Source organism: Cryptosporangium phraense, assembly GCF_006912135.1.
Classification (GTDB): Bacteria; Actinomycetota; Actinomycetes; order Mycobacteriales; family Cryptosporangiaceae; genus Cryptosporangium; species Cryptosporangium phraense.
In genome coordinates this window covers 34,197-54,954 of sequence record NZ_VIRS01000039.1, presented here as the reverse complement: position 1 = coordinate 54,954, position 20,758 = coordinate 34,197, and the positions used below count along the sequence as shown (strand labels likewise).

At 73.3% G+C, this 20,758-nt stretch carries 15 protein-coding genes and 1 pseudogene; 9 read left to right on the top strand and 7 right to left on the bottom strand.

The window, feature by feature from the left end; translation table 11 throughout:
* Positions 1-85: 85 nt before the first annotated feature.
* From FL583_RS40555 to FL583_RS34455, 5 genes are read left to right on the top strand one after another with little or no spacing between them, the layout of a single operon-like run.
* On the top strand, positions 86-1,033 hold the full coding sequence (locus tag FL583_RS40555; protein ID WP_170324025.1) for a hypothetical protein: 948 nt from the start codon (positions 86-88) through the stop codon (positions 1,031-1,033).
* Complete coding sequence (locus FL583_RS40550; protein WP_170324024.1) at positions 1,030-1,716, top strand: DUF4129 domain-containing protein; 687 nt, start codon at positions 1,030-1,032, stop codon at positions 1,714-1,716. Before FL583_RS40555 ends, FL583_RS40550 begins: the two co-directional genes overlap by 4 nt.
* Positions 1,713-2,897: a DUF4350 domain-containing protein gene (locus tag FL583_RS34465; protein ID WP_142709077.1), complete on the top strand. Its 1,185-nt coding sequence runs from the start codon at positions 1,713-1,715 to the stop codon at positions 2,895-2,897. The genes FL583_RS40550 and FL583_RS34465 overlap by 4 nt, the downstream gene beginning before the upstream one ends.
* On the top strand, positions 2,894-3,880 hold the full coding sequence (locus FL583_RS34460; protein ID WP_205752723.1) for an AAA family ATPase: 987 nt from the start codon (positions 2,894-2,896) through the stop codon (positions 3,878-3,880). The genes FL583_RS34465 and FL583_RS34460 overlap by 4 nt, the downstream gene beginning before the upstream one ends.
* Before the next feature lie 4 nt (positions 3,881-3,884).
* A complete protein-coding gene (locus FL583_RS34455) occupies positions 3,885-5,195 on the top strand; it encodes a DUF58 domain-containing protein (RefSeq protein ID WP_142709076.1) in 1,311 nt (436 codons plus the stop codon).
* On the opposite strand, the gene FL583_RS34450 is transcribed toward FL583_RS34455, so the two are convergent.
* From FL583_RS34450 to FL583_RS34430, 5 genes are all read right to left on the bottom strand, one after another.
* The gene (locus FL583_RS34450) at positions 5,192-6,214 is read right to left on the bottom strand and encodes an adenosine deaminase (protein ID WP_142709075.1); all 1,023 of its coding nucleotides are present in this window, start codon (positions 6,212-6,214) and stop codon (positions 5,192-5,194) included. The genes FL583_RS34455 and FL583_RS34450 overlap by 4 nt on opposite strands.
* Positions 6,215-8,892: 2,678 nt before the next feature.
* Positions 8,893-9,888 (bottom strand): stage II sporulation protein M, encoded by a 996-nt coding sequence (locus FL583_RS34445; protein WP_142709074.1) that lies wholly within the window; start codon positions 9,886-9,888, stop codon positions 8,893-8,895.
* A gap of 52 nt (positions 9,889-9,940) precedes the next feature.
* Positions 9,941-10,411 carry a Rieske (2Fe-2S) protein gene (locus FL583_RS34440; RefSeq protein ID WP_142709073.1) on the bottom strand — a complete coding sequence of 157 codons (471 nt, stop codon included), beginning with the start codon at positions 10,409-10,411 and terminating at the stop codon, positions 9,941-9,943.
* A 145-nt stretch (positions 10,412-10,556) separates the two neighbouring features.
* Positions 10,557-11,075 carry a DUF6529 family protein gene (locus FL583_RS34435; protein WP_142709072.1) on the bottom strand — a complete coding sequence of 173 codons (519 nt, stop codon included), beginning with the start codon at positions 11,073-11,075 and terminating at the stop codon, positions 10,557-10,559.
* A gap of 104 nt (positions 11,076-11,179) precedes the next feature.
* Positions 11,180-11,803: a hypothetical protein gene (locus FL583_RS34430; protein WP_205752722.1), complete on the bottom strand. Its 624-nt coding sequence runs from the start codon at positions 11,801-11,803 to the stop codon at positions 11,180-11,182.
* Positions 11,804-13,211: 1,408 nt separating this feature from the next.
* Between FL583_RS34430 and FL583_RS43230 the strand changes: the two are divergent.
* Positions 13,212-13,980: pseudogene (locus FL583_RS43230) on the top strand (adenylate/guanylate cyclase domain-containing protein); the annotation flags it as partial.
* A gap of 89 nt (positions 13,981-14,069) precedes the next feature.
* Positions 14,070-14,678, top strand: a complete 609-nt coding sequence (locus tag FL583_RS34420) for a Crp/Fnr family transcriptional regulator (protein WP_142709086.1) — start codon at positions 14,070-14,072, stop codon at positions 14,676-14,678.
* Here FL583_RS34420 and FL583_RS34415 read toward each other — a convergent pair.
* Together FL583_RS34415 and FL583_RS34410 are read right to left on the bottom strand one after the other, a co-directional pair.
* Complete coding sequence (locus tag FL583_RS34415; protein WP_142709069.1) at positions 14,672-16,057, bottom strand: cystathionine beta-synthase; 1,386 nt, start codon at positions 16,055-16,057, stop codon at positions 14,672-14,674. The genes FL583_RS34420 and FL583_RS34415 overlap by 7 nt on opposite strands.
* A 20-nt stretch (positions 16,058-16,077) precedes the next feature.
* Entirely contained in the window at positions 16,078-18,558 is a 2,481-nt protein-coding gene (locus FL583_RS34410; protein ID WP_170324023.1) for an ATP-binding protein, read from the bottom strand.
* 297 nt (positions 18,559-18,855) lie between these two features.
* Between FL583_RS34410 and FL583_RS34405 the strand changes: the two genes are divergently transcribed.
* On the top strand, positions 18,856-19,836 hold the full coding sequence (locus tag FL583_RS34405) for an SGNH/GDSL hydrolase family protein (RefSeq protein ID WP_205752719.1): 981 nt from the start codon (positions 18,856-18,858) through the stop codon (positions 19,834-19,836).
* An 87-nt stretch (positions 19,837-19,923) separates the two neighbouring features.
* Positions 19,924-20,700, top strand: coding sequence for an SGNH/GDSL hydrolase family protein (locus FL583_RS34400; RefSeq protein ID WP_142709066.1), 777 nt, complete (start codon positions 19,924-19,926; stop codon positions 20,698-20,700).
* The last annotated feature ends 58 nt before the right edge of the window (positions 20,701-20,758 follow it).

Sequence of the window (20,758 nt, the reverse complement as noted above, 5' to 3'; positions counted from 1 at the left end):
CGCCGCCGTACTGACGCGCCGGAATGGCCTCGCGAGGGCATGGCACCATGTTGCAAACAGTCACCGACCGGGAGGGGATTCGCGGGTGAGCACGGTGACCGCGCCGGCTCCGCCGGTCGGACTGCCCCCGCTGTCCGCCGGGCCGGGCTCCGGGCCCGTCCCGCTCCGGCCGCTCTCGGTCGGCGAGATCCTCGACGGCGGCATGGACCTGCTCCGTCGCCACCCCGGGCCGACGCTCGGCGTCGCCGCCGTGATGGTCTGCGTCCAGCTGCTCATCAGCGTCCCGCTGTGGTGGGTGTTGACCAGCCTGCTCAGCCGCGACTCGTCGTCGGCCGGCACCGACCTGCTGCTCTTTTTCCTGACGCTCACGATCTTCTCGGTGGTGGCCTCGCTGGGCTCCACCGTGGCCGCGGTGATGACCAGCGCGTCGGCCGCGATCGCGGTGGCGCAGGAAGCCGCCGGAGCGCCGTCGAACCTGGCGTCGGTGTGGGCCCGGATGCGGCCCCGGCTCGGCCGGCTGATGCTGCTCGCACTGGCGCTGACCGGCGTGAACACGGTCATCGCGGCGATCCCGATCGTCGGGTACTTCGTGCCGCTGTTCGGTGGCCTGATGCGACTCTCGGTGCTGGTCATGGTGTTCGAGGGCGCGTCGATCGGCACCGCGCTGAAGCGCGGGATCCAGGTCGGCGGGGGCACCGGCGCGTCGCTGTTCCGCCAGCTCGGGATCCGGTTGCTGGCCGGTCTGGTCAGCGGCGTCGTCTGGCTGATGCTGTTCCTGCCGCTGACGATCATCACCAGCCTGATCGTGGAGGCCGTCGTCGGAGACGACGCGCTGGCCAACGGCAACCACGGCGCGCTCCTGCTGCTGTCGATCTCGGTGGCCGTCGCCTACTACCTCCCGTTGGTCGTCGTGTGGGCGTTCCGGTCCGGGATCGACACGATGCTGTATTTGGACGGGCGGATGCGGACCGAGGCGCTGGACGTCGAGTGGGGGCTGGCCGGCCGGCTCGCCCGGAAGGCGAGCCTCCGGTGAGCGTGTTGCTCGGGCTGCCCCTGCAGCCGTACCCGCGTCAGCCGTCGGCCGACGAGGCGGCCGACGAGCTGTCGAAGCAGATCTATCAGGACGAGAAGCCGTCGCTGATCCAGCGGATGATCGACTGGGCCCAGGACACTCTGCGCCACCTGTTGGACGGGGCGGGCAACGCCGGGCCGGGGCACGGGATCGGGCTGCTGGTCTTCCTGGCCGTGATCGTCGTGCTGGTGGGGCTGCTGATCTGGCGGTTCGGGCTCCCGGGGCGGACGGCCCGGGTCCGCCGGGCCGCGGATCCGGTGACGCCGACCCGGACCGCGACCGAGCACGAGGCCCGGGCGGACGCGTTCGCCGCCGAGGGCAAGTGGGACGAGGCTCTGCGCGAGCGGTTGCGCGGGATCGTGGCGCGGTTGGTGGCCCGGGATCTCGTCGACAACCGTCCGGGGCGGACGGCGTACGAGCTGGCCGGGGAAGCCGGCGCGGTGCTGCCGTCGGTGGCGTCGGAGCTGGCCGAGGCGGCCGAGCTGTTCAGCGAGGTCTGGTACGGCGGCCGCACGGCCACCGCGCAGCACGACGCGCGGATGCGCGAGATCGCTCGCGCGGTCGCGGCCGCCCGCCCGGGGCAGGGCGACCTGGTCGCCGCGACCACGTGGGTCGCCCCGGGCACGGGCGGTGAGGGGCGGTGACGACCACTGCCACTCCACCCGCGGTGCGGTCTCCGTGGCGCGTGCGGATCGTGCTGGGGACGGCGCTCGTCGCGCTGGTCGCCGTCGCGATCATCGTGCTGAACAGCACCGGCCCGTCCGGACAGAAGGTTCCGCTCGACCCGGACGGCGCCTACCCCGAGGGCACCCGGGCCCTGGCCGTGCTTCTCGGCAACCACGGCCACCCCCTGACCGAGGTCGACACCACCGACGAGACCCTCACCGGCGCTTCCGACGGCGACGTGACGATCGTCGTCGCCTACCCGTACAACCTCGGCAAAGAGAGCCTCCGCAAACTCGCCGACCTGCCCGACACGGTCCGCGTCGTGTTCCTCCAGCCCGACACGTTCACCCTCGACGACCTGGACGTCGGCGTCGGCGTCGGCACCGTGAGCCTGACCGACACCACCGAGCCGAACTGCGGCCTCCCGGAGGCCCGCTCGGCCGGCAACGCCGACGCCGGCGGCTACCACTTCACCGGCGACGGCCTCACCACCTGCTACGGCGGCACCCTGGCCGTGCTCGACCGCCCGTCCAAAGCCGAGCTCGTCTTCGTCGGCGCGGCCGACGCGCTCACCAACGAGCACCTCGCCGAACACGGCAACGCGGCGCTGTCGCTCGGCCTGCTCTCCGCCCACCGCGGCGTGATCTGGCTGCAGCGGGTGACCCCGGAAGCGATCGCCCAGGACGAGCCCCGCTCGCTGACCGACCTGCTCCCGGGCTGGATCCCGACGACGCTGTGGATGCTGCTGGCCGCCGGCGTGCTGGCCGCGTTCTGGCGCGGCCGCCGGCTCAGCGCCCCGATTGCCGAGCCGCTGCCGGTCGTCGTCCGCTCGACCGAGACCGTCGAGGGCCGGGCCCGCCTCTACCAGCGGGCCAAGGCCCGCCCGGAGGCCGCCGAGGCGCTCCGCGGCGCCGCGCTCGCCCGGCTGCTGCCGGTGCTCGGGCTCGGCTCGCACCCCGAACTCCGTGAGGTCTGCGACGCGGTCGCCGACCGCTCCGGCTGGCCGGCCGCGACCGTCGGCCAACATCTTTATGGCCCGCCACCGGCCGACGACCACGGGCTGGTCGTCCTCGCCGACGCTTTGGACGCGCTGGTGTCCGCGGTGACGAGCCCTACGCGCACTTCAGTGACGAACCCTGACGAAGGACAACAGTCGTGACCGATGCGTCCGTACAGTTCAGTGTGGCCACCGACGCCGAAGCGGCTCGGGCGGCGCTCGGGCGGCTCCGCGCCGAGGTCGGCAAGGTCGTCATCGGTCAGGACGCGGTGCTGACCAGCCTGGTCATCGCGCTGCTGTGCCGCGGCCACGTGCTGCTCGAGGGCGTCCCCGGTACGGCCAAGACGCTGCTCATCCGGACGCTGGCCGCGGCGCTGTCGCTGGACTCCAAGCGGGTCCAGTTCACGCCCGACCTGATGCCCGGCGACGTCACCGGCTCGCTGGTCTACGACGCCCGCACGGCCGAGTTCGAGTTCCGCGAGGGCCCGGTCTTCACGAACCTGCTGCTCGCCGACGAGATCAACCGGACGCCGCCGAAGACCCAGGCGTCGCTGCTCGAATCGATGGAGGAGCGGCAGGTCACGGTCGAGGGCAGCCCACGGAAGCTGCCCGACCCGTTCGTGGTCGCCGCCACCCAGAACCCGCTGGAGTTCGAGGGCACGTACCCGCTGCCCGAGGCCCAGCTCGACCGGTTCCTGCTCAAGGTCGACGTCCCGCTGCCCTCCCGCGACGCCGAGCTCCGGGTGCTGGCCGCGCACCACCACGGCTTCGATCCCCGCGACCTGTCGAGCGTCGAGCCGGTCGCCGGCGCGTCCGATCTGGCCGCGGCCCGGGAGGCGGTGGCCCGCACCGTGCAGGTCGCCGACCCGGTCATGGCCTACGTCGTCGACGTCTGCCGGGCCACCCGGACGTCCCCGTCGCTGGCCGCCGGGGCTTCGCCCCGGGGCTCGACCGCGCTGCTGGCGACCGCGAAGGCCTGGGCCTGGCTGTCCGGCCGCGACTACGTGACTCCGGACGACGTGAAGGCGCTGGCCCGTCCGACGCTGCGGCACCGGATCGTGCTGCGTCCGGAGGCCGAGCTGGACGGCGCGACGCCGGACGGGGTGCTGGACTCGGTGCTCGCGACCGTGCCGACCCCTCGCTGACACCGTGATCACCGGGCGGGTCGTTCTGCTCTGCGTGGCCGGGGCGGTGGTGAGCGCGGTGCTGCCCTGGCACGCGGCGACCGCGCAGATCTGGCTGCTGGTGCTGGCGCTGGTGTGTGTCGTCGACTGGTCGCTGGCCGGCGCGGCGGGCAAGGTGGCGTTCCGCCGCCGGGGCGCGACGCACACCCGGCTGGGCGAGTCCGCGGTGGTCACGCTGGTCGCGACGAACACCGGACGGCGCACGGTACGCGCCCGCATCCGGGACGCGTGGGTGCCGTCAGCCGGCGCTTCCCCCTACGTCCACCAAGTGGTTTTGAAGGCCGGGGCGACGGAACGGCTCGACACCACCCTCACCCCGACGCGACGGGGAGACCGGCCGGCGGCGGCGGTGACGGTCCGGTCGACCGGACCGCTCGGGCTGGCGTACCGGCAGACGCGGCGGCGGCGGATCCGCCGGCTGACGCCGGCCTGGACCGTCCGGACGCTGCCGCCGTTCGCCTCGCGGAGGTTCCTGCCCGAGAAGCTCTCCCGGCTGCGCCGGTTGGACGGGTCGCTGGCCGTGCGGGCCCGGGGTCAGGGCACCGAGTTCGACGCGTTGCGCGAGTACGTGCCCGGGGACGACGCCCGGTCGATCGACTGGCGGGCGACCGCGCGCCGGAGCGAGGTCGTCGTGCGGACCTGGCGCCCGGAGCGGGACCGCCGGTTGGTGCTGGTCGTGGACACCGGGCGCACGTCGGCGGCCCGGGTCGGCGACATCCCGCGGCTGGACGCGGCGATGGACGCGTGCCTCCTGCTGGCCGCGGTCGCGGCCAAGGCGGGCGACCGGGTCGAGCTGTTCGCCGCCGACGTGGCCGTGCGGACGTCGGTGCGGGGCAAGGGGCACGGCAGCGTGGTCGCGTCGATCGGCGAGGCGTTGGCGCCGGTCGAGCCGCGGCTGGTGGAGTCCGACTTCGACCTCGTGGTGTCCGAGGTGCTGGTGCGGGCCCGGAAGCGGTGCCTGGTCGTGTTGTTCACCGCGATCGAGCCGGCGCCGCTGGCCGAGGGGCTGCTGCCGGTGCTGAGCCGGCTCACCGACCGGCACACGGTGGTGCTGGCGTCGGTCGGTGACCCGGCGGCGTCGGCGATGGAGGGTCGGCGCGGGGACGCGGCGGCGATCTACCAGGCGGCCGCGGCCGCCCGGGGTGACGCCGAGCGGCGGAAGATCGTGACCGCGATGCGGGCGCGGGGCGTCGAGGTCGTCGACGCGCCCGCGGACGTCTTCGCGTCGACCGTGACCGACACGTACCTGGCGATGAAGGCGGCCGGGCGGCTCTAGACGTTGGCGGCGGTGTAGTCCTCGATCTCGGTGAGGAGCTGCTTCTTCAGCGCGTCGGGGGCGAACGAGGCGCGCACGCCGGCCGCGGCCAGCTCGGCCACTCCGAGCGCGTCGAGATCGAGCAGGTCCGCGGCGACGCGGTACTCGTTCTCGAGCGTCGTGCCGAACATCGGCGGGTCGTCGGAGTTGATCGTGACGAACAGCCCGGCCTCGACCATGGCCTTCAGCGGGTGCTCGGCGAGGCTGGGCACGGCCCGGGTGCGCAGGTTGGACGTGGGGCAGACCTCGAGCGGAATCTGCTGCTCGGCGAGGTACTTGACGAGTTCCGGGTCCTGCACGGCGCTGGTGCCGTGGCCGATGCGCTCGGCCCCGAGCTGGCGGATCGCGTCCCAGATCGTCTCCGGGCCGGTCGTCTCGCCGGCGTGCGGCATCGAGTGCAGACCGGCCGCGATCGCCTGGTCGAAGTACGGCTTGAACTGAGGGCGGGGGACGCCGATCTCCGGGCCGCCGAGGCCGAACGCGATGAGCCCGTCGGGGCGCTGGTCGAGCGCGGTCTCGAGCGTGCCCTCGGCGGCCGGGATCCCGAGTTCGCCGGGGATGTCGAAGCACCAGGCCATCTCGATGCCGAGGTCGCGCCGGGCCGCGTTGCGGGCTTCTTCGAGGGCCTCGCAGTAGGCCTCGGGCGCCATTCCGCGCATCGTGTGCGAGTACGGGGTCGCGGTCAGCTCGACGTATCGGACCTGCTGCCGGGCGAGCTCGCGGGCGACCTCGAACGTGAGGATGCGGACGTCCTCGGGCTCGCGGACGAGGTCGGCGACCGCGATGTAGACCTCGATGAAGTGCGCGAAGTCGCGGAACTCGAAGAACTTCTCGAGGGCGTCGAGGTCGGCGGGCACGGTCGTGCTTCCGGCGTGACGCGCGGCGAGTTCGGCCACCGCCTGGGGGGATGCCGATCCCACGTGATGCACGTGCAACTCGGCCTTGGGAAGGCCGGAGATAAACGCGTCCAGGTTCACCATGGGTGGACGTTACCACCACCGTGTCAATGTTTTGGACGAGGCGCCGCCGCCGCCGTTAGCCGAGACGGCTGGCCCGCCGCGGGGTGGTTGTCGCCCCGCTGTGACCCTCGGTATCGCAGAGGCAAACGCGCTCAGCGCGCCTTACAAGGCGCCTGACGGCCGACGCGCCGCACCAGCGCGACCAGGCGAGAGGGGCCCGGCAGGGGCGGCCCGGCAGGGCGGATCGGCAGGGGCGGCCCAGCGGGGACGGCCAGCAGGGGCAGCCAGCGGGGGCGGCCCAGCGGGGACGGCTGATTGGCGGCGGCCCGACAGGGCGGCAGCCGACGAGGGCAGAGCGACGAACGTGGGCCGGGCGAGCACGCGCCAGGGGACGCGACCCGATGAACGCGCCCCGGCGGACGCAGACCGACCGACGTGGGAAGCGGACGCGGACCGGCGGACACGAACCGACCGACATCAGCAGCAGCACGAGCCGACAGTCGCGGAGCGACGAACGTGGGCCGGCGAGCACGCGCCAACGCACGCGAGCCGACGAGCGCACTCCGGCGGACGCGGACCGCCCGGACGCAAACCGACCGACGCAGACCCGCCGACGTAGGCCGCTGAGCGCGCCAGCAGACGCGAGCCAATGAGCGCGGACCGATGGACGCGGACCGGCCGACATCGGGCCCGGCGGGCGCAAGCCGACCAACGTGCAGCGGGCGCAAGCCGGCCAACGCGCGGCGGGCGCAAGCCGGCCAACGCGCGGCTAGCGCAAGCCGGCCAACGCGCGGCTAGCGCGGTCCCTCGGGAGCGGATCGACGGACGTGGGCAGGGTGACACGCGCCAGGGGACGTAACCCGGCGAACGCGCCCCGGCGAACGCAGACCGGCCGACACATATCGGCCGACGTGGGCAGCGGACGCGGACCGGCGGACATGGGGCAGCACGAGCCGGCGGTCGTGGACCAACTGCCGCGGGCCGGCGAGCACGCGCCAACGCACGTCAGCCCATGAGCGCACTCCGGCGGACGCGGACCGCCCGGACGCAGACCGGCCAACGCTGTCCCACCGACGTAGGCCGCTGAGCGCGCCAGCAGACGCGAGCCAATGAGCGCGACCGATGGACGGGGACCGGCCGACATGGGCCCGGCACGCGCAGGCCGGCCAACGTCTGGCGGGTGCAGGCCGGCCAACGTGTGCGGCGAGCGCGGCCCGGCGGGAGCGGATCGACGAACGTGGCCGGGGGAGCACGCGACAGCGGACGTGACCCGGTGAACGCGCCCCGTCGGACGCAGACCGGCCGTCACAGATCGGCCGACGTCGGTAACGGACGCGGACCGGCGGACATGGGCAGCGGACGCGGTCCGGCCGAGACAGACCCACCGACATGGGCAGCAGCGCGAGCCGACAGCCCGGATCAACTGCCGTGGGCCGGCGAGCACGCGCCAACGCACGTCAGCCCATGAGCGCACTCCGGCGGACGCGGACCGCCCGGACGCAGACCGGCCAACGCTGTCCCACCGACGTAGGCCGCTGAGCGCGCCAGCAGACGCGAGCCAATGAGCGCGACCGATGGACGGGGACCGGCCGACATGGGCCCGGCACGCGCAGGCCGGCCAACGTCTGGCGGGTGCAGGCCGGCCAACGTGTGCGGCGAGCGCGGCCCGGCGGGAGCGGATCGACGAACGTGGCCGGGGGAGCACGCGACAGCGGACGTGACCCGGTGAACGCGCCCCGTCGGACGCAGACCGGCCGTCACAGATCGGCCGACGTCGGTAACGGACGCGGACCGGCGGACATGGGCAGCGGACGCGGTCCGGCCGAGACAGACCCACCGACATGGGCAGCAGCGCGAGCCGACAGCCCGGATCAACTGCCGTGGGCCGGCGAACACGCGTCAGCGCGTGTCAGCCCATGAGCGCACTCCGGCGGACGCGGACCGCCCGGACGCAGACCGGCCAACGCAGACCCGCCGATATAGGCCGCTGAGCGCGCCAGCAGACGCGAGCCAATGAGCGCGGACCGATGGGCGTGGGCCGGCCGACGTGGGCCCGGTGTGCGCATGAGGGCGACATAGGCGGCGGGCGCAGGCTGGCCAACGTGCGGCGGGCGCAGGCGCGGGCCAGCCAACGTGCGCGGTGGGCGGCGCGGACAGGGACCTGGGACAGCGGAGTGGACCTGGGACAGCGGACCGGAGCGGCGAACGGGCGGCGAATGGGATCGGCGGACTCGGGCGGCGGGCCCGGGCGGCGGACCTGGGCAGGGGACTCAGGCGGCGGACCGCGCTCGTCGGCGGAGCGGTTAGCGCACCCCGCGAGCGAGGGCAGGTGAGAATGCCCCGACAGCAGCGGGTCGATGTGAGCGAGGCGCCCTATCGCGCGCCGCGGAACGGCCCCTGCCACACCGGGCGGTGCGCCCGAGGTGCCCGACCTCGGTTCATCGATCGACCGCTCGGAAACGCACGTCGGGCGGTCGGCCTACTGCCCCGCGACTCGCTGCGCCCAGCGACAGCAGCACCATCGATGGCCGCCTACGCGACTGCACCCGCAGGCCCGGCCACGATCTCCCACCCAAGCCTCGCCGCCACCGACGTGGCATCGTCTACGAGGCCGCGACCACGAGACCCGCGACCAGCCGGTAATGCCACGCCGGATACGGCAGCCGGGAGAGCCACCGAGCCACCCCCAACCCCAACCCTCACACCGTCGGAGCCAAATCCTCCCGCTCCCCCACCGCCAGATCCCCCGTCTCACCGGCCCGAGCCGCACGCCCTCCCAGCACCACCACATACGCCAAGAACCCCGCAAACGCGGCAACCCCGATCGAGATCCGCGCCCACGTCGGCAGGCCCGACGGGGTCACGAACGCCTCGATCACCCCGGAAATAGCCAGCACCACGACGAGCCCCAGCGCGATCAGCACCGCCGCCCGGGACGTCTCGGCCAGCGCCTGGGAGCGGGTCCGGCCGCGGCCCGGCGCGATCCACGACCAGCCGATCCGCAGGCCCGCCCCGGCCGCGACGAACACCGCGGTGAGCTCCAGCAGCCCGTGCGGCGTGATCAGACCGAAGAACACGTCCGTGCGCCCGTACGCGACCATCACCCCGCCGATCTCGCCCACGTTGACCGCGTTCTCGAACAGCACGATCAGCACCGGGAAGATCAGCACCCCCGAGAACAGGCACAGCGCCGCGATCAGCGCATTGTTCGTCCACACCTGGGCGGCGAAGTCCTGGGACGGGTTCTCCGAGTAGTAATCAGCGAATTCATGCTCGACCAGCTGCTTCAGCACCGAATCGGGCGCCAGCTGCCTCGCCAGCGCCGGGTGCGTACCGAACCACGCGATCATCCCGAACGCGACCGCCGAGAATGCGGTCGCCACCCCGCACCACCACGGCCAGGCCCGGTACACCGCGACCGGGAACCCGACCGTGAAGAACCGCGCGAACGTCACCAATGACGGCGCGGTACTCCCGGTGACCGCCGACCGCGCCCGCGCCACCAGGCGCGACAGCCGCCCGACGAGCGCCGGGTCGGGCGCGCGGCTCTGGACCGCGGAGAGGTGCGTGGCCGCCCGCTGGTAGAGCGCGATCAGCTCGTCGCTCTCCTGGCCGGTGAGGCGCCGCCGGCCGAGCAGCTGCTCGAGCCGGCGCCACTCCCCCTCGTGTTCGGCCACGTAGGCGTCGAGATCCACGAGAAAACACTATCGGTCCAGCGCTAACGCTCAGCCCACGCGAGCGACGGACTCACGCCAGCGAAATCGAATCGCCGTTCACCGAGACGTTCTTCGACTCCAGCGGCTTCGTCGCCGGGCCCGCGGTCGGCGAGCCGTCGGTGAGCGAGAACTTGCTGCCGTGGCACGGGCAGTCGATCGTCGTGTCGACCTTGTTGACCTTGCAGCCCTGGTGGGTGCAGACGTTCGAGAAGGCCTTGATCGTCCCAGCCTGGGGCTGGGTGATCACCACGTCGTCGAAGATCTTGCCGCCGCCGACCGGGATGTCGGCGACCTTGGCGATCGCGTCGGCCGCGGGGGCCTCCCCGGTGGCCGCGCCCGAGCTCGGAGCGGAGGCGGGCGCGCTGGACGCGGCCGCGGAGTCACCGCTGCTGCTGTTGTCGCCGTAGGTCGAGCAGGCGCTGGCGACCAGCGTCACCCCGACCGCTCCGGCCCCGGCGAGCACCGATCGGCGGTTCAGTAGGCCGCGGATCTCGGTATCCATACGTTCTCCTCGGGTTAGGCTGAGATGTAGTAGTACGTGTAGTAGTTGAGTGCTCAATCAGTAGCACAGACTGCTACGGCTCAGCCAGGCCACACCAGATCTTCACAGGCACCGCAGAACTTCACGGGAGCCACCCCGGAAAAGTTCAGAACTGCAGGCCCGAGGTCGAGAAGAACCAGGCCGCCGACGTCGCCCACACCCCCACGAGCGCGGCGAACACCACCCCGCCGAACACCGGCAATACCCACCCGGCCAGCCCGTTCTTCGTCAGCACGAGCATCTTCGTGGTGAACGCACCGAAGAACAAGCACCCCAGGATCGAGTGAAGCAGTGTTCGCAGACTGTAATCGGCGAACCCCAGCGCATAGAGGCAGTGCACGACGACCGGCAGCGTCAGCAGGAACGCGATCCGGCCGGACCACCGGTGCACCGGGCTCACCCAGGAGCCGCGCAGCGGCAGCTTGCCCCACATCGCCAGCGCGGTGACCAGCTGCACGACCGCGAACACGATCGCCATCGTGGCCAGCCACACCTTCACCTGCAACGGCCCGGAGAACCCGGCGACGCTGACCGCGATCCCGGTCGGCGTGTGCAGCTTTCCGTACGTCCCCAGCACGACCGCCACCCCGGCCCCGATCGCCAGCGGAACGATCAGCTTCGCCACGGTGGAAGGACGCGCCGGCTGGGGAGCAGCCGTCCGCGTGGGCGCCGAGAACGCGCGCGTCGGTGATTCGTCAGGATCGGGGTTCCAGGTCATCGCGACGCTCCTCAGGCAGCCGGCTCGGCCTCGGCGACCGGCACCCGGCCGCCGTCGACCGTCGCGGTCTTGGAGTTGAGATCGATCGGAGGCGCCGGCTCCGGCTGCCCGTCCACGCTCGCGACGCCGACCTGACTGCCGTCGGGCAGCACGATCCAGCCGGCCACCACCCGGGCGCCCTGCACCCGCGCGGTGCCCCGGTAGACCCCGGACGGCGAGGTCACCAGCGGAGCGTCGAACTTCCACTGCTGCCCGCCCGCGGTCACCGTGCCGGCCGCCTTCGTCCGTCCGTAGGTGCCGGTGAGCGTTCCGCCCGGAGCACCCTCGAGGTCGAGGTCGCCACCGGCGGCCGGGCCGGTCATCCAGGCCTCGGTCTTCTTGCCGTCGCAGAAGTACGCGACCGCTTTCCCGTTCTTGACCGAGATGGCGACGGTCGCCCGGCCGCCCACGACCCGTCCGGCGAACACCGCTTTGCGGGTCGCGACCGGGGGCTTCGAGCTCCCACCGGCCGACGGCGCCGGGTCGGCGGAAGAGGGGATGGCGCTGGGCGGCGCGCTCGGCTGGGATGTATTGGCGGCGGGCGCAGCCGTGCTGGTGCTCTCGTGGTTGGCCTGCGAGCTGAGAGTCAGAAGCACAGCGGCGACCACCGCTCCGGACAGGAGGGTGAGGAGTGGTCCTCTGTGGCTCATGACGTCTCCAGGTCTGGCCGCAACGTGGTCCCCTCCACTGTGATACCGAGCGCGACCCCAAGTCCGTGCAGAAATACGCACAGTGCGCTGCCTGTCGCCTACCGGACACCCGGATGACATCCCTTCCTCCCACCGTGCAGCCGGTGCGTGCCGTCGTGTGGGCGATGCACCTGCTGGTGCCGCTGGGCGGGCTCTGGCTCCTGCTCGCCCACCCGGCCGCCGACGTGCTCTGGCACCATCCGCCGAGCCATTTCTGGCTGGTGCTCAACGTCGCCGCGATCAGCCTGCTGCCCGGCATCGCGATGACCAACGCGGCGATGAACCGACGCGACGCGCGGCTGTTCCTGGTGTCGCTGTGCTTCCTGTCGTCGGCCGGGTTCTTCCTGCTGCACGCGCTGGCCACGCCGGGCGTGCTGGTCGACCACGCGAACATCGGCTTCGACCTCTCCCAGCCGACCGGGCTGGCGATCTCCGCGGTGTTCGCGGCCGCGTCGTCGTTGCCGCTGAACTCCGCGCGGGTGCTGGCGATCCGCAAGCCGCTCTGGATCGGCCTGACCGCGCTGATGGCGCTGTGGGGCGTCGGCCAGCTCCTCGATCTACCGCCGTTGAACGCCCCGCAGCAGGTCCGCGACGTCGAGGGCCCACTGATCGGCGTCGCGATCCTCGCGGTCGTCCTCTACCTGGTCGCAGCCTGGCGGTACTACCGGCTGCACCGGCGCGCACCGGCCGCGGTGCTGGTCAGCATCCTGACCGCGTTCGTGCTGCTGGCCGAGGCGATGGTCGCGGTCACGCTGGCCGACAAGTGGCACCTGTCGTGGTGGGAGTGGCACGTCCTGCTGGTGTTCGCGTTCGGGTTCGTCGCCTACAGCGCGTACGTCCAGTACCGGCGGGAGGGATCGAGCGCCGGTCTGTTCGACGCGGTGATGCTCGCGCCGACCGTCCGGGCCGTGCGCGCACAGTACGAGTCCGCGCTGGAGGAACTCGTCACCGCGCTGCGCGACCGCGAGCGCAGCGGCCGGCCCACCGTCGAGCCGCTCGCCTCCCAGCTGGCCCACCGGTTCGGGCTCACCGAACGTCAGGCCGTGGTCCTCGACCGGGCCGGTACCGCGCTGGCCGCCGAGCGCGAGCTCTCCGCCCTGCTCGGCGCGCTGGTCGCGGTCGGCGAGCGGGCCCGCGTCGGCCTGGGTGAACAGGAACTCCTCCAGGAGGTACTGACCCGCGTGCGTCCGGCCTACGGCCCGGTCGAGGTCGGCCTGGTCACGAACGGCACTCTGGACGTCTCCGGGCGCGCCTATTCGCCCGACGATCTGGCCGCGCGGGGCCCGTACCGCGACGGTGACCGGCTGATCCACCCGCTGACCGTGAAGGGCAAGGTGGCGGGCGTCGTCGAGGTACCGGCGCGGGCCGGTTCGGAGACCTGGAACGCGCTGGCCGCCGCGCTGGCGAACCAGCTCTCGATCGCGGTGGAGAACGCCCGCCTGTACGCCGAGCTGAGCACGCTGTTCCGGCAGTACATGTCCCCGGACGTGGCCGCGTCGCTGCTGGCCGACCCGGCGCAGGCCGCGCTGGGCGGCTCGATCGTCGAGGTCACCGCGCTCTTCGCCGACCTGCGCGGGTTCACGACGTTCTCCGAGCAGGTGAACCCGGGCGAGATCGTGACGATGCTCAACCGCTACCACGGTGTTGCGGTGCCGTGCATCCTCGACAATGGAGGGACGGTCGTCCAGTTCGTCGGCGACGCACTGCTCGCGCTGTTCAACGCGCCGGCCCGGCAGCCCGACCACGCCCAGCGGGCGGTGCGGGCCGGGCTCGCGATGCAGGCGGCGGTCGACGCGATCGCCGGCGATCGTCCGGGCTGGCCGCGGTTCCGGGTCGGCATCAACACCGGGTCGGCCCTGGTCGGCAACATCGGCAGCGAGACGCTACGGGGGTTCAACGCGATGGGCGATGCGGTGAACGTCGCCGCCCGGCTGCAGACGCTGGCCCAGCCGGGCCAGGTGGTGGTCGGGGACGCGACGATGCAGCAGCTGGAGTTCCCGGCGTCGATCTCGTACTCGCTCGGCGAGCTGACCGTGAAGGGCCGCCGGCAACCGGTCCGGGCCCACGTGGTGGCCGCACTGTGAAGCCGCCAAGGCCACCGAGGCCGCCGAGCCCGCCGGCCGAGGAGTTCTGGGGCGCGCTGGACGAGGCTGAGGCCGCGGACTTCTCGGCGATGGCCCGGCCCCGGTCGTGGGCCCGGGGCGACGTGCTGTTCCACGAGGGCGACGAGTCGGACTCGGTGCTCGTCCTGGTGAGCGGACGGGTGAAGGCCTACTCGAGCACCGGCGGCGGCACCGAGGTGCTGCTGGCCGTGCGCGGGCCGGGGGCGCTGGTCGGCGAGCTGGCGGCGATCGACGAGCGGCCGCGGTCGGCGACCGTGGAGGCGCTGGAGCCGGTGACCGCGCTCGTCCTGCCGCTGGGGGCGTTCGAGGAGTACCTGCGGGCGCACGGGCGGCTGGCGCTGCTGCTGGCCCGGATGCTCGCCGACCGCCTCCGGGACGCCGACCGCAAGCGGATCGAGTTCGGCGCCCACGACACGCTCGGCCGGGTGGCGGCCCGCCTGGTCGAGCTGGCCGATCGCTTCGGCCAGCCGACTGCGGAGGGCACCCGGATCGCGCTGCCGCTCACCCAGGACGAACTGGCCGGCTGGATCGGCGCCTCCCGGGAAGCCGTCAGCAAGGCCCTCCAGTCCCTCCGAGCGGAGGGACTGCTCCGCACGAGCCGCCTCACCGTGGTCGTCTACGACCTCGACGCGCTACGCGCCCGCGCCCTCGACTACTGAGCTAGGTAAAACAGCAGGTCCTGGCGGGTGAGGATGCCGATCGGCTTGCCGTCCTCGAGGACCAGGGCCGCGTCGGACGCCTCGACCGCCTTCATCGCCACGTCCACCGATTCCCCCGACCCCACCGCGGGCAGCGCCGGGGCCATGTGGGTCTCGACCGCGTCGCTGAGCGTCGCCCGCCGCTCGAACAGCGCCTCCAGCAGCGCCGCCTCGCTGATCGACCCGGCGATCTCGGCCGCCATCACCGGCGGCTCCGCCCGCACGACCGGCATCTGCGACACGTGGTACTCGCGCATGATGTCGATCGCGGTCTTCACGGTCTCGTTCGGGTGCGTGTGGACGAGTTGCGGCATGCCCTCGGTCTTGGCTCGCAGCACCTCCCCCACCGTGATCCCGCCCGGCGTCCGCTCGGCGAGGTTCAGGAAGCCGTATCCGGCCATCCACTCGTCGTTGAAGATCTTCGACAGGTAACCCCGGCCGCCGTCGGGCAGCAGCACGACGATCACCGCGTCCGGCCCGGCCTCCCGGGCCACCCTCAGCGCCCCGGCGACCGCCATCCCGCACGACCCGCCGACCAGCAGCCCCTCTTCCCGGGCCAGCCGACGCGTGACCTGGAACGACTCGGCGTCGGAGATCGCCACGACGTCGTCGGTGACCGACGGGTCGTACGCGCTCGGCCAGAAGTCCTCACCGACGCCCTCCACCAGGTACGGGCGCCCGGTGCCGCCCGAGTAGACCGAACCTTCCGGGTCGACGCCGATGATCTTCACCGAGCGGCCGGCCTCGGCGGCCTTCTCCTTGAGGTACCGCCCGGTGCCGGTGATCGTGCCGCCGGTGCCGATGCCAGTGACGAAGTGCGTGACCCGGCCGTCGGTGTCGTTCCAGATCTCCGGGCCGGTGGTCTCGTAGTGGCTGGCCGGGCCCTCGGGGTTGGAGTACTGGTCGGGCTTCCAGGCGCCGTCGATCTCCCGGACCAGCCGGTCGGAGACGCTGTAGTACGAGTCGGGGTGCTCCGGCTCCACCGCGGTCGGGCACACCACGACCTCGGCGCCGTACGCGCGCAGCACGTTCCGCTTGTCCTCGCTGACCTTGTCCGGGCAGACGAAGACGCACCGGTAGCCCTTGGTCTGCGCCACGATGGCCAGGCCGACGCCGGTGTTTCCGCTGGTCGGCTCCACGATCGTGCCGCCGGGGCGGAGGGCGCCGGACTTCTCCGCGGCCTCGATCATCCGGACCGCGATCCGGTCCTTCACCGAGCCGCCCGGGTTCAGGTACTCGATCTTCGCGAGGACGGTGCCGGGCACCCCCTCGGCGAGCGAGTTGAGCTTGACGAGGGGCGTGCCGCCGATCAGGTCGACGACGGACTCGAAATACCGCATGCCGCGAGCGTAACCGCCGGTCAGCGCCCCAGGTCGGAGCGGGTGGGGTCGGCCGCTCCGGGCACCCGCCGGACGCGTGCCAGCAACTCCTCGGCCTCCGGCAGTTCGACGTCGACCAGTACGGTCCGGGCGCGCTCGACGATGTCGTCGACGTCCTGGCCCCGGTTGGTCAGCAGCAGCGCGAGCCGCAGCAGCGCGGTGCCCTCCCGGACCCGGTCGCCGACCGCCCGGAACCCGTCCGCGGCTCGGCGCAACCGCTCGGCCGCCGCGTCCGGGCGGCCCGCCGCGAGGTCGACGTCGGCCAGCGCGACCAGCGTGATGCCGGCGCCGGTGCGGTTGCGGCTGCGCTCGGCCAGCACGCGGGCGGACTCCAGGTGCTCGGCGGCCTGGGCCAGACGCCCGTCGGCCAGCTCCAGCCGCCCGATCTCGCGCAGCGCCGTGATCTCCCACATCGCGTCTCCGAGCCGCTGGAACACCACCAGCTGCGGCGTGACGAGCTCGCGCGCGACCTCGGTGCGGCCGGCCTTGCGGTGCGCCCGGGCCAGCGACGTGCGCGCCCGGGCCAGCCCGGCGCTGTCGCCGGCGTTACGGCGGATCTCCACCGCGCCCTGCAGCGTCTGCACGGCTTCGTCGATCCGGCCCAGCGCGACGATCAGGCTGCCGAGACCGCGCATCGCCGAGGCGCGCAGCGCGCGGGCCTCGTCCGCGGACCACCGCGAGCCGGGCGCCGGGGCGGCGATCGTGCGGTCACAGAGGCGGATCGTCTGCTGGTAGTGGTCCTCGGCCTCGGCCAGCCGGCCGACGCTGTGCAGAGAGCTGGCCAGGCGCCGGTGCGCGGCCGCGCTGTTCCGCTCGTCGTCGGTTCGCTCCCACCACTCGAGGGACGCCCGGGCGTGGTCCAGCCCGCGCTGCACGTCGCCGCTGTACTGGGCGGCGCGGCCCATCCCGTACTCCGCCCGCGCGATCCGCTCGGGCTCACCGAGGGCCAGGGCGGCGGCGAGACCGGCGTCCCAGAGCCGCCGGGCGTCGGCGTGGTACGGGTACCGGGCGAATGCGGGCTCGGCCGCGACGGCCAGCTCCCAGGCCGCCTCGTGCAGACCGGCGGCCTCGGCCGTCGACGCCGTCGCGATGATGTTCTCGCGCTCGACGTCCACCGCGGCGGCCTCGGCCGGTTCGTCGCCGACGTAGCCGGGCTCGTACAGATCCTGGTCGGGGCCGGTGACGCGCTCGGCGTAGTGCCGGGCCAGGCGGCGCAGCGCGTCCGGGTACTCGGACCCGTCGCCGAGTTGCTCGGCCGCGAACAGCCGCAGCAGGTCGTGCAGCCGGTACCGGTCGCTGGTCACGACCTCCACCAGCTGACGCTCGACCAGCCGGTCGAGGGCGGGCACGGCTCCGGCCGGGATCAGGTCGGCCAGCGCGGCCGCGGCCGGGGCGTCGAAGTCGGTGCCCGGATGTGCGCCCAGTCGCCGGAACACCCGCTGGTGGTAGGCGTCGAGTTCGACGTAGGTGGCGGCGACGCTGGCCCGCACCGCGTCGTGGCCGGAGCTCAGCTCGTCGAGCCGGCGGCCCTCGTCGGCCAGCCGGTCGGCCATCGTCTTGATCGACCACGACGGGCGGGCCCGCAGCCGGCTCCCGGCGATCGCGACCGCCAGCGGCAGGTTGCCGCAGGCCCGGAGCACGGCCTCGGTGGCGGCCGGGTCGGCGTGCACGCGATCCGCGCCGGCCAGCCGGACCAGCAGGTCGCGGGCCTCGTCCAGCGAGAACACCTCGAGCCGGACGAGCGTGGCCGCGTCGAGTTCGGCCAGCACCGGACGGCTGGTCACCAGCACCAGGGAGCCGGGCGTCCCGGGTAACAGCGGGCGGACCTGACGGGCGGTGCCCGCATCGTCCAGCACGATCAGGAAGCGACGCCCGGCGATCCGGGACCGGAACCGGGCGGCCAGTGCGTCGGCGTCACCGCGCAGCTCGACGACGTCGGCCTGGTCCGGACCGGAACCCAGGGTGCGCAGCAGCCGGCCGAGGACGTCGGCCGGGTCGGCGGGCTCCGGACTCGCCCCGCGGAGGCGGACGAACAGCACGCCGTCCGGATACCTGGCGGCGAGCCGGTGCGCGACCTGCAGGACCAGCGCGGACTTCCCGACGCCGGCCGGTCCGGAGACCGCCACCACCGGAGCACCGTCCTCGGCCGCGGTCAGGATCTCCTGCATCTCCCGGTCGCGGCCGGTGAACAGCGCGGGCGCGGCGGGCAGCTCGGCCGGGCTCCCCCGGCGGCCCTCGCCCGACACCGGCCGGCGCGGCGGCTCGGCCGGACGCTGCTGCCAGAACGCCAGCAACGCGGTGACCAGCCCGGCCAGCGCGACCGCGGGCCAGGCCAGCGGCTCGAGCGGGGCCAGCCGCCCCGGCAGCTCACCACCGGTAGCCACGTTGACGGCCACCGCGAGCAGAACCGAAGTGACGGCGGACGCCAACGCCAGGGCGACCAGAACCAACCCTCGGCGCACGCGCGTCTCTCCCGTCGACATATGGGTGCGGGCTAGGAGTATCCGGGTGGCGCAACTCCGAAGGCAACTGAGCGCCTGACATTCCGGGTGTGACGGATGACCGATAGACGGAGAGTGACATAGCCGACGGCGAGCTACTTTGGAGGGAGCGCCGCGGATGCACCGGGCGGTCGTGGGATTCCCCGCGACGGACCGGACGCATCGCGGCGCGAGTCAGCAGTGGCGGACCTGAGCCGAGTAACGGCGCCGTCACACGGCGTGAGCAGGAGGTGACACGTGGATGGTCGAGCACTTCACGTGAAACAGGTCGCGATCGGCGCGGCCTACGGCGGAGGCGGCCTCGGGCTCCTCAGCGCTGCCTTCTACGGACTCCTGCTGGGCCAGGCGACCCTGGCCCGCCGGGCGATCCAGCCGCTGGAGGTCGGTCCGCCGCCCGCCGACGGCCGCTACGGCGCCGCCGACGGCATCCCGGTGCGCCTCGCCCTGCTGGGCGACTCGAGCATGGTCGGCTACGGCGTCGGAACCGTCGCCGAGACTCCCGGCGCGCTGTTCGGCACCGGTCTGGCCCGGCTCTCCGACCGCCCGGTCGACGTGGTGTCGGCGGCCGAGATCGGGGCCCGGAGCTGCGACCTGGCCGCTCAGGTCGACGCGGTGCTCCCGGGCCGGCCGGAGCTGGCGCTGATCTTCATCGGCGGGAACGACGTCACCCACAAGACCCGGCCGGCGATCGCGGTCGCCCAACTCCGTTCGGCCGTGCGGCGACTGGTCGACGCCGGCGCCGAGGTCGTCGTGGGTACCTGCCCCGACCTGGGGACGATCCGGCCGATCCCGCAGCCGCTGCGGTTCATCGTCCGCCGCTGGAGTCGTGACCTGGCGGCGGCGCAGACCGTCGCCACCGTCGAGGCCGGCGGCCGGACCGTATCGCTGGGCGACCTGCTCGGGGCGGAGTTCGCCGCGCACCCGGTCGAGATGTTCTCGCCGGACCGGTTCCACCCGTCGGCGGCCGGCTACGGTCGGGCCGTCGACGCGATGCTGCCGTCCGCGGCGGCCGCGCTCGGCCTGGGTCCCGACGCGGCGGTCGAGCCGCGCCGCGGCGAGGGCGTCCGGTCGCTGGTCGACGCCGCGGTCGCGGCGGCCGAGGCGGCCGGCACCGAGGTCGCACCGGCCGAGGTCGGCGGGCGCGAACGAGGCCCGTGGGGACGCTGGGTCGAACTCCGCCACCGAATTCGCCTGTTCGGCGGCGCACCGACGGTCGGGAGCGCACCGAGCGCGGTGTAGTGAATCGATTCGCCGATGCCCCGGGGCGGTAGCGTTTCGAGGAGAGGCTCGACGGGGCAGCCCTTGGAGTGAGCAGAAGGGGGCGGTATGAAGCTGACGACGATCGCAGCCGCAGCGGCGACCGCGGCGGCGACGGCAGCCGGTGGCGCCGTCTCCGTACTGGCCATCGAAGGGCTGCTGGCCCGCCGCCGGCGCTACCTCTCGGCCGACCTGGCTCCTCCCGGATCCGGAGTGTTCGGCGCCGGCCGGCCGCTGCGGCTGGTGATGCTCGGCGACTCGACCGCCGCCGGGCTCGGCGTCGCGGTGACCGGCGAGACGGTCGGTGGCCGCCTGGCCGAACTGCTGTCCTCCGCCGGACGGCGGATCCACCTGTCGTCCGGCGCGGTCGCCGGCTCCCGCACGGCGGATCTGGACGCCCAGGTCGCGCGCGTCCTGGTGCACGGCGTGCCGGACGTGGCGGTGATCCTGATCGGGGGCGAGGACGCGATCGCGTTCACGCCGATCGAGGTCGTGGAGGACGAGCTCACGGCGACCGTGCGGCGGCTGGTCACGGCCGGCACCGCGGTGGTCGTCGGCACGTGTCCCGACCTGGGCGCGGCCCGCAACTTCGGGCAGCCGCTGCGCGAGATCATGGCCTGGTCGGGGCGCCGGGTCGCGGCCGCGTCGGGACGGGCGGCGGCCGAGGCCGGGGCCGGGGTCGTCGACCTGGCCGGGCGTACCGGCGGGGTGTTCCGGGCCGACGCCGGCACGCTCTCGGCCGACGGCTACCACCCCTCGGCCGACGGGTACCAGTTGTGGGCGCTGGCGCTGTACCCGGTGGTGTACGAGGCCTCCCGGGCCGCCTCGGCCCCGCGTGAGTTCTAACTAACAGCGTTCGGCTGTACTGAGCGGTAACGTCCCAGACATCAACCACGTCACTGGG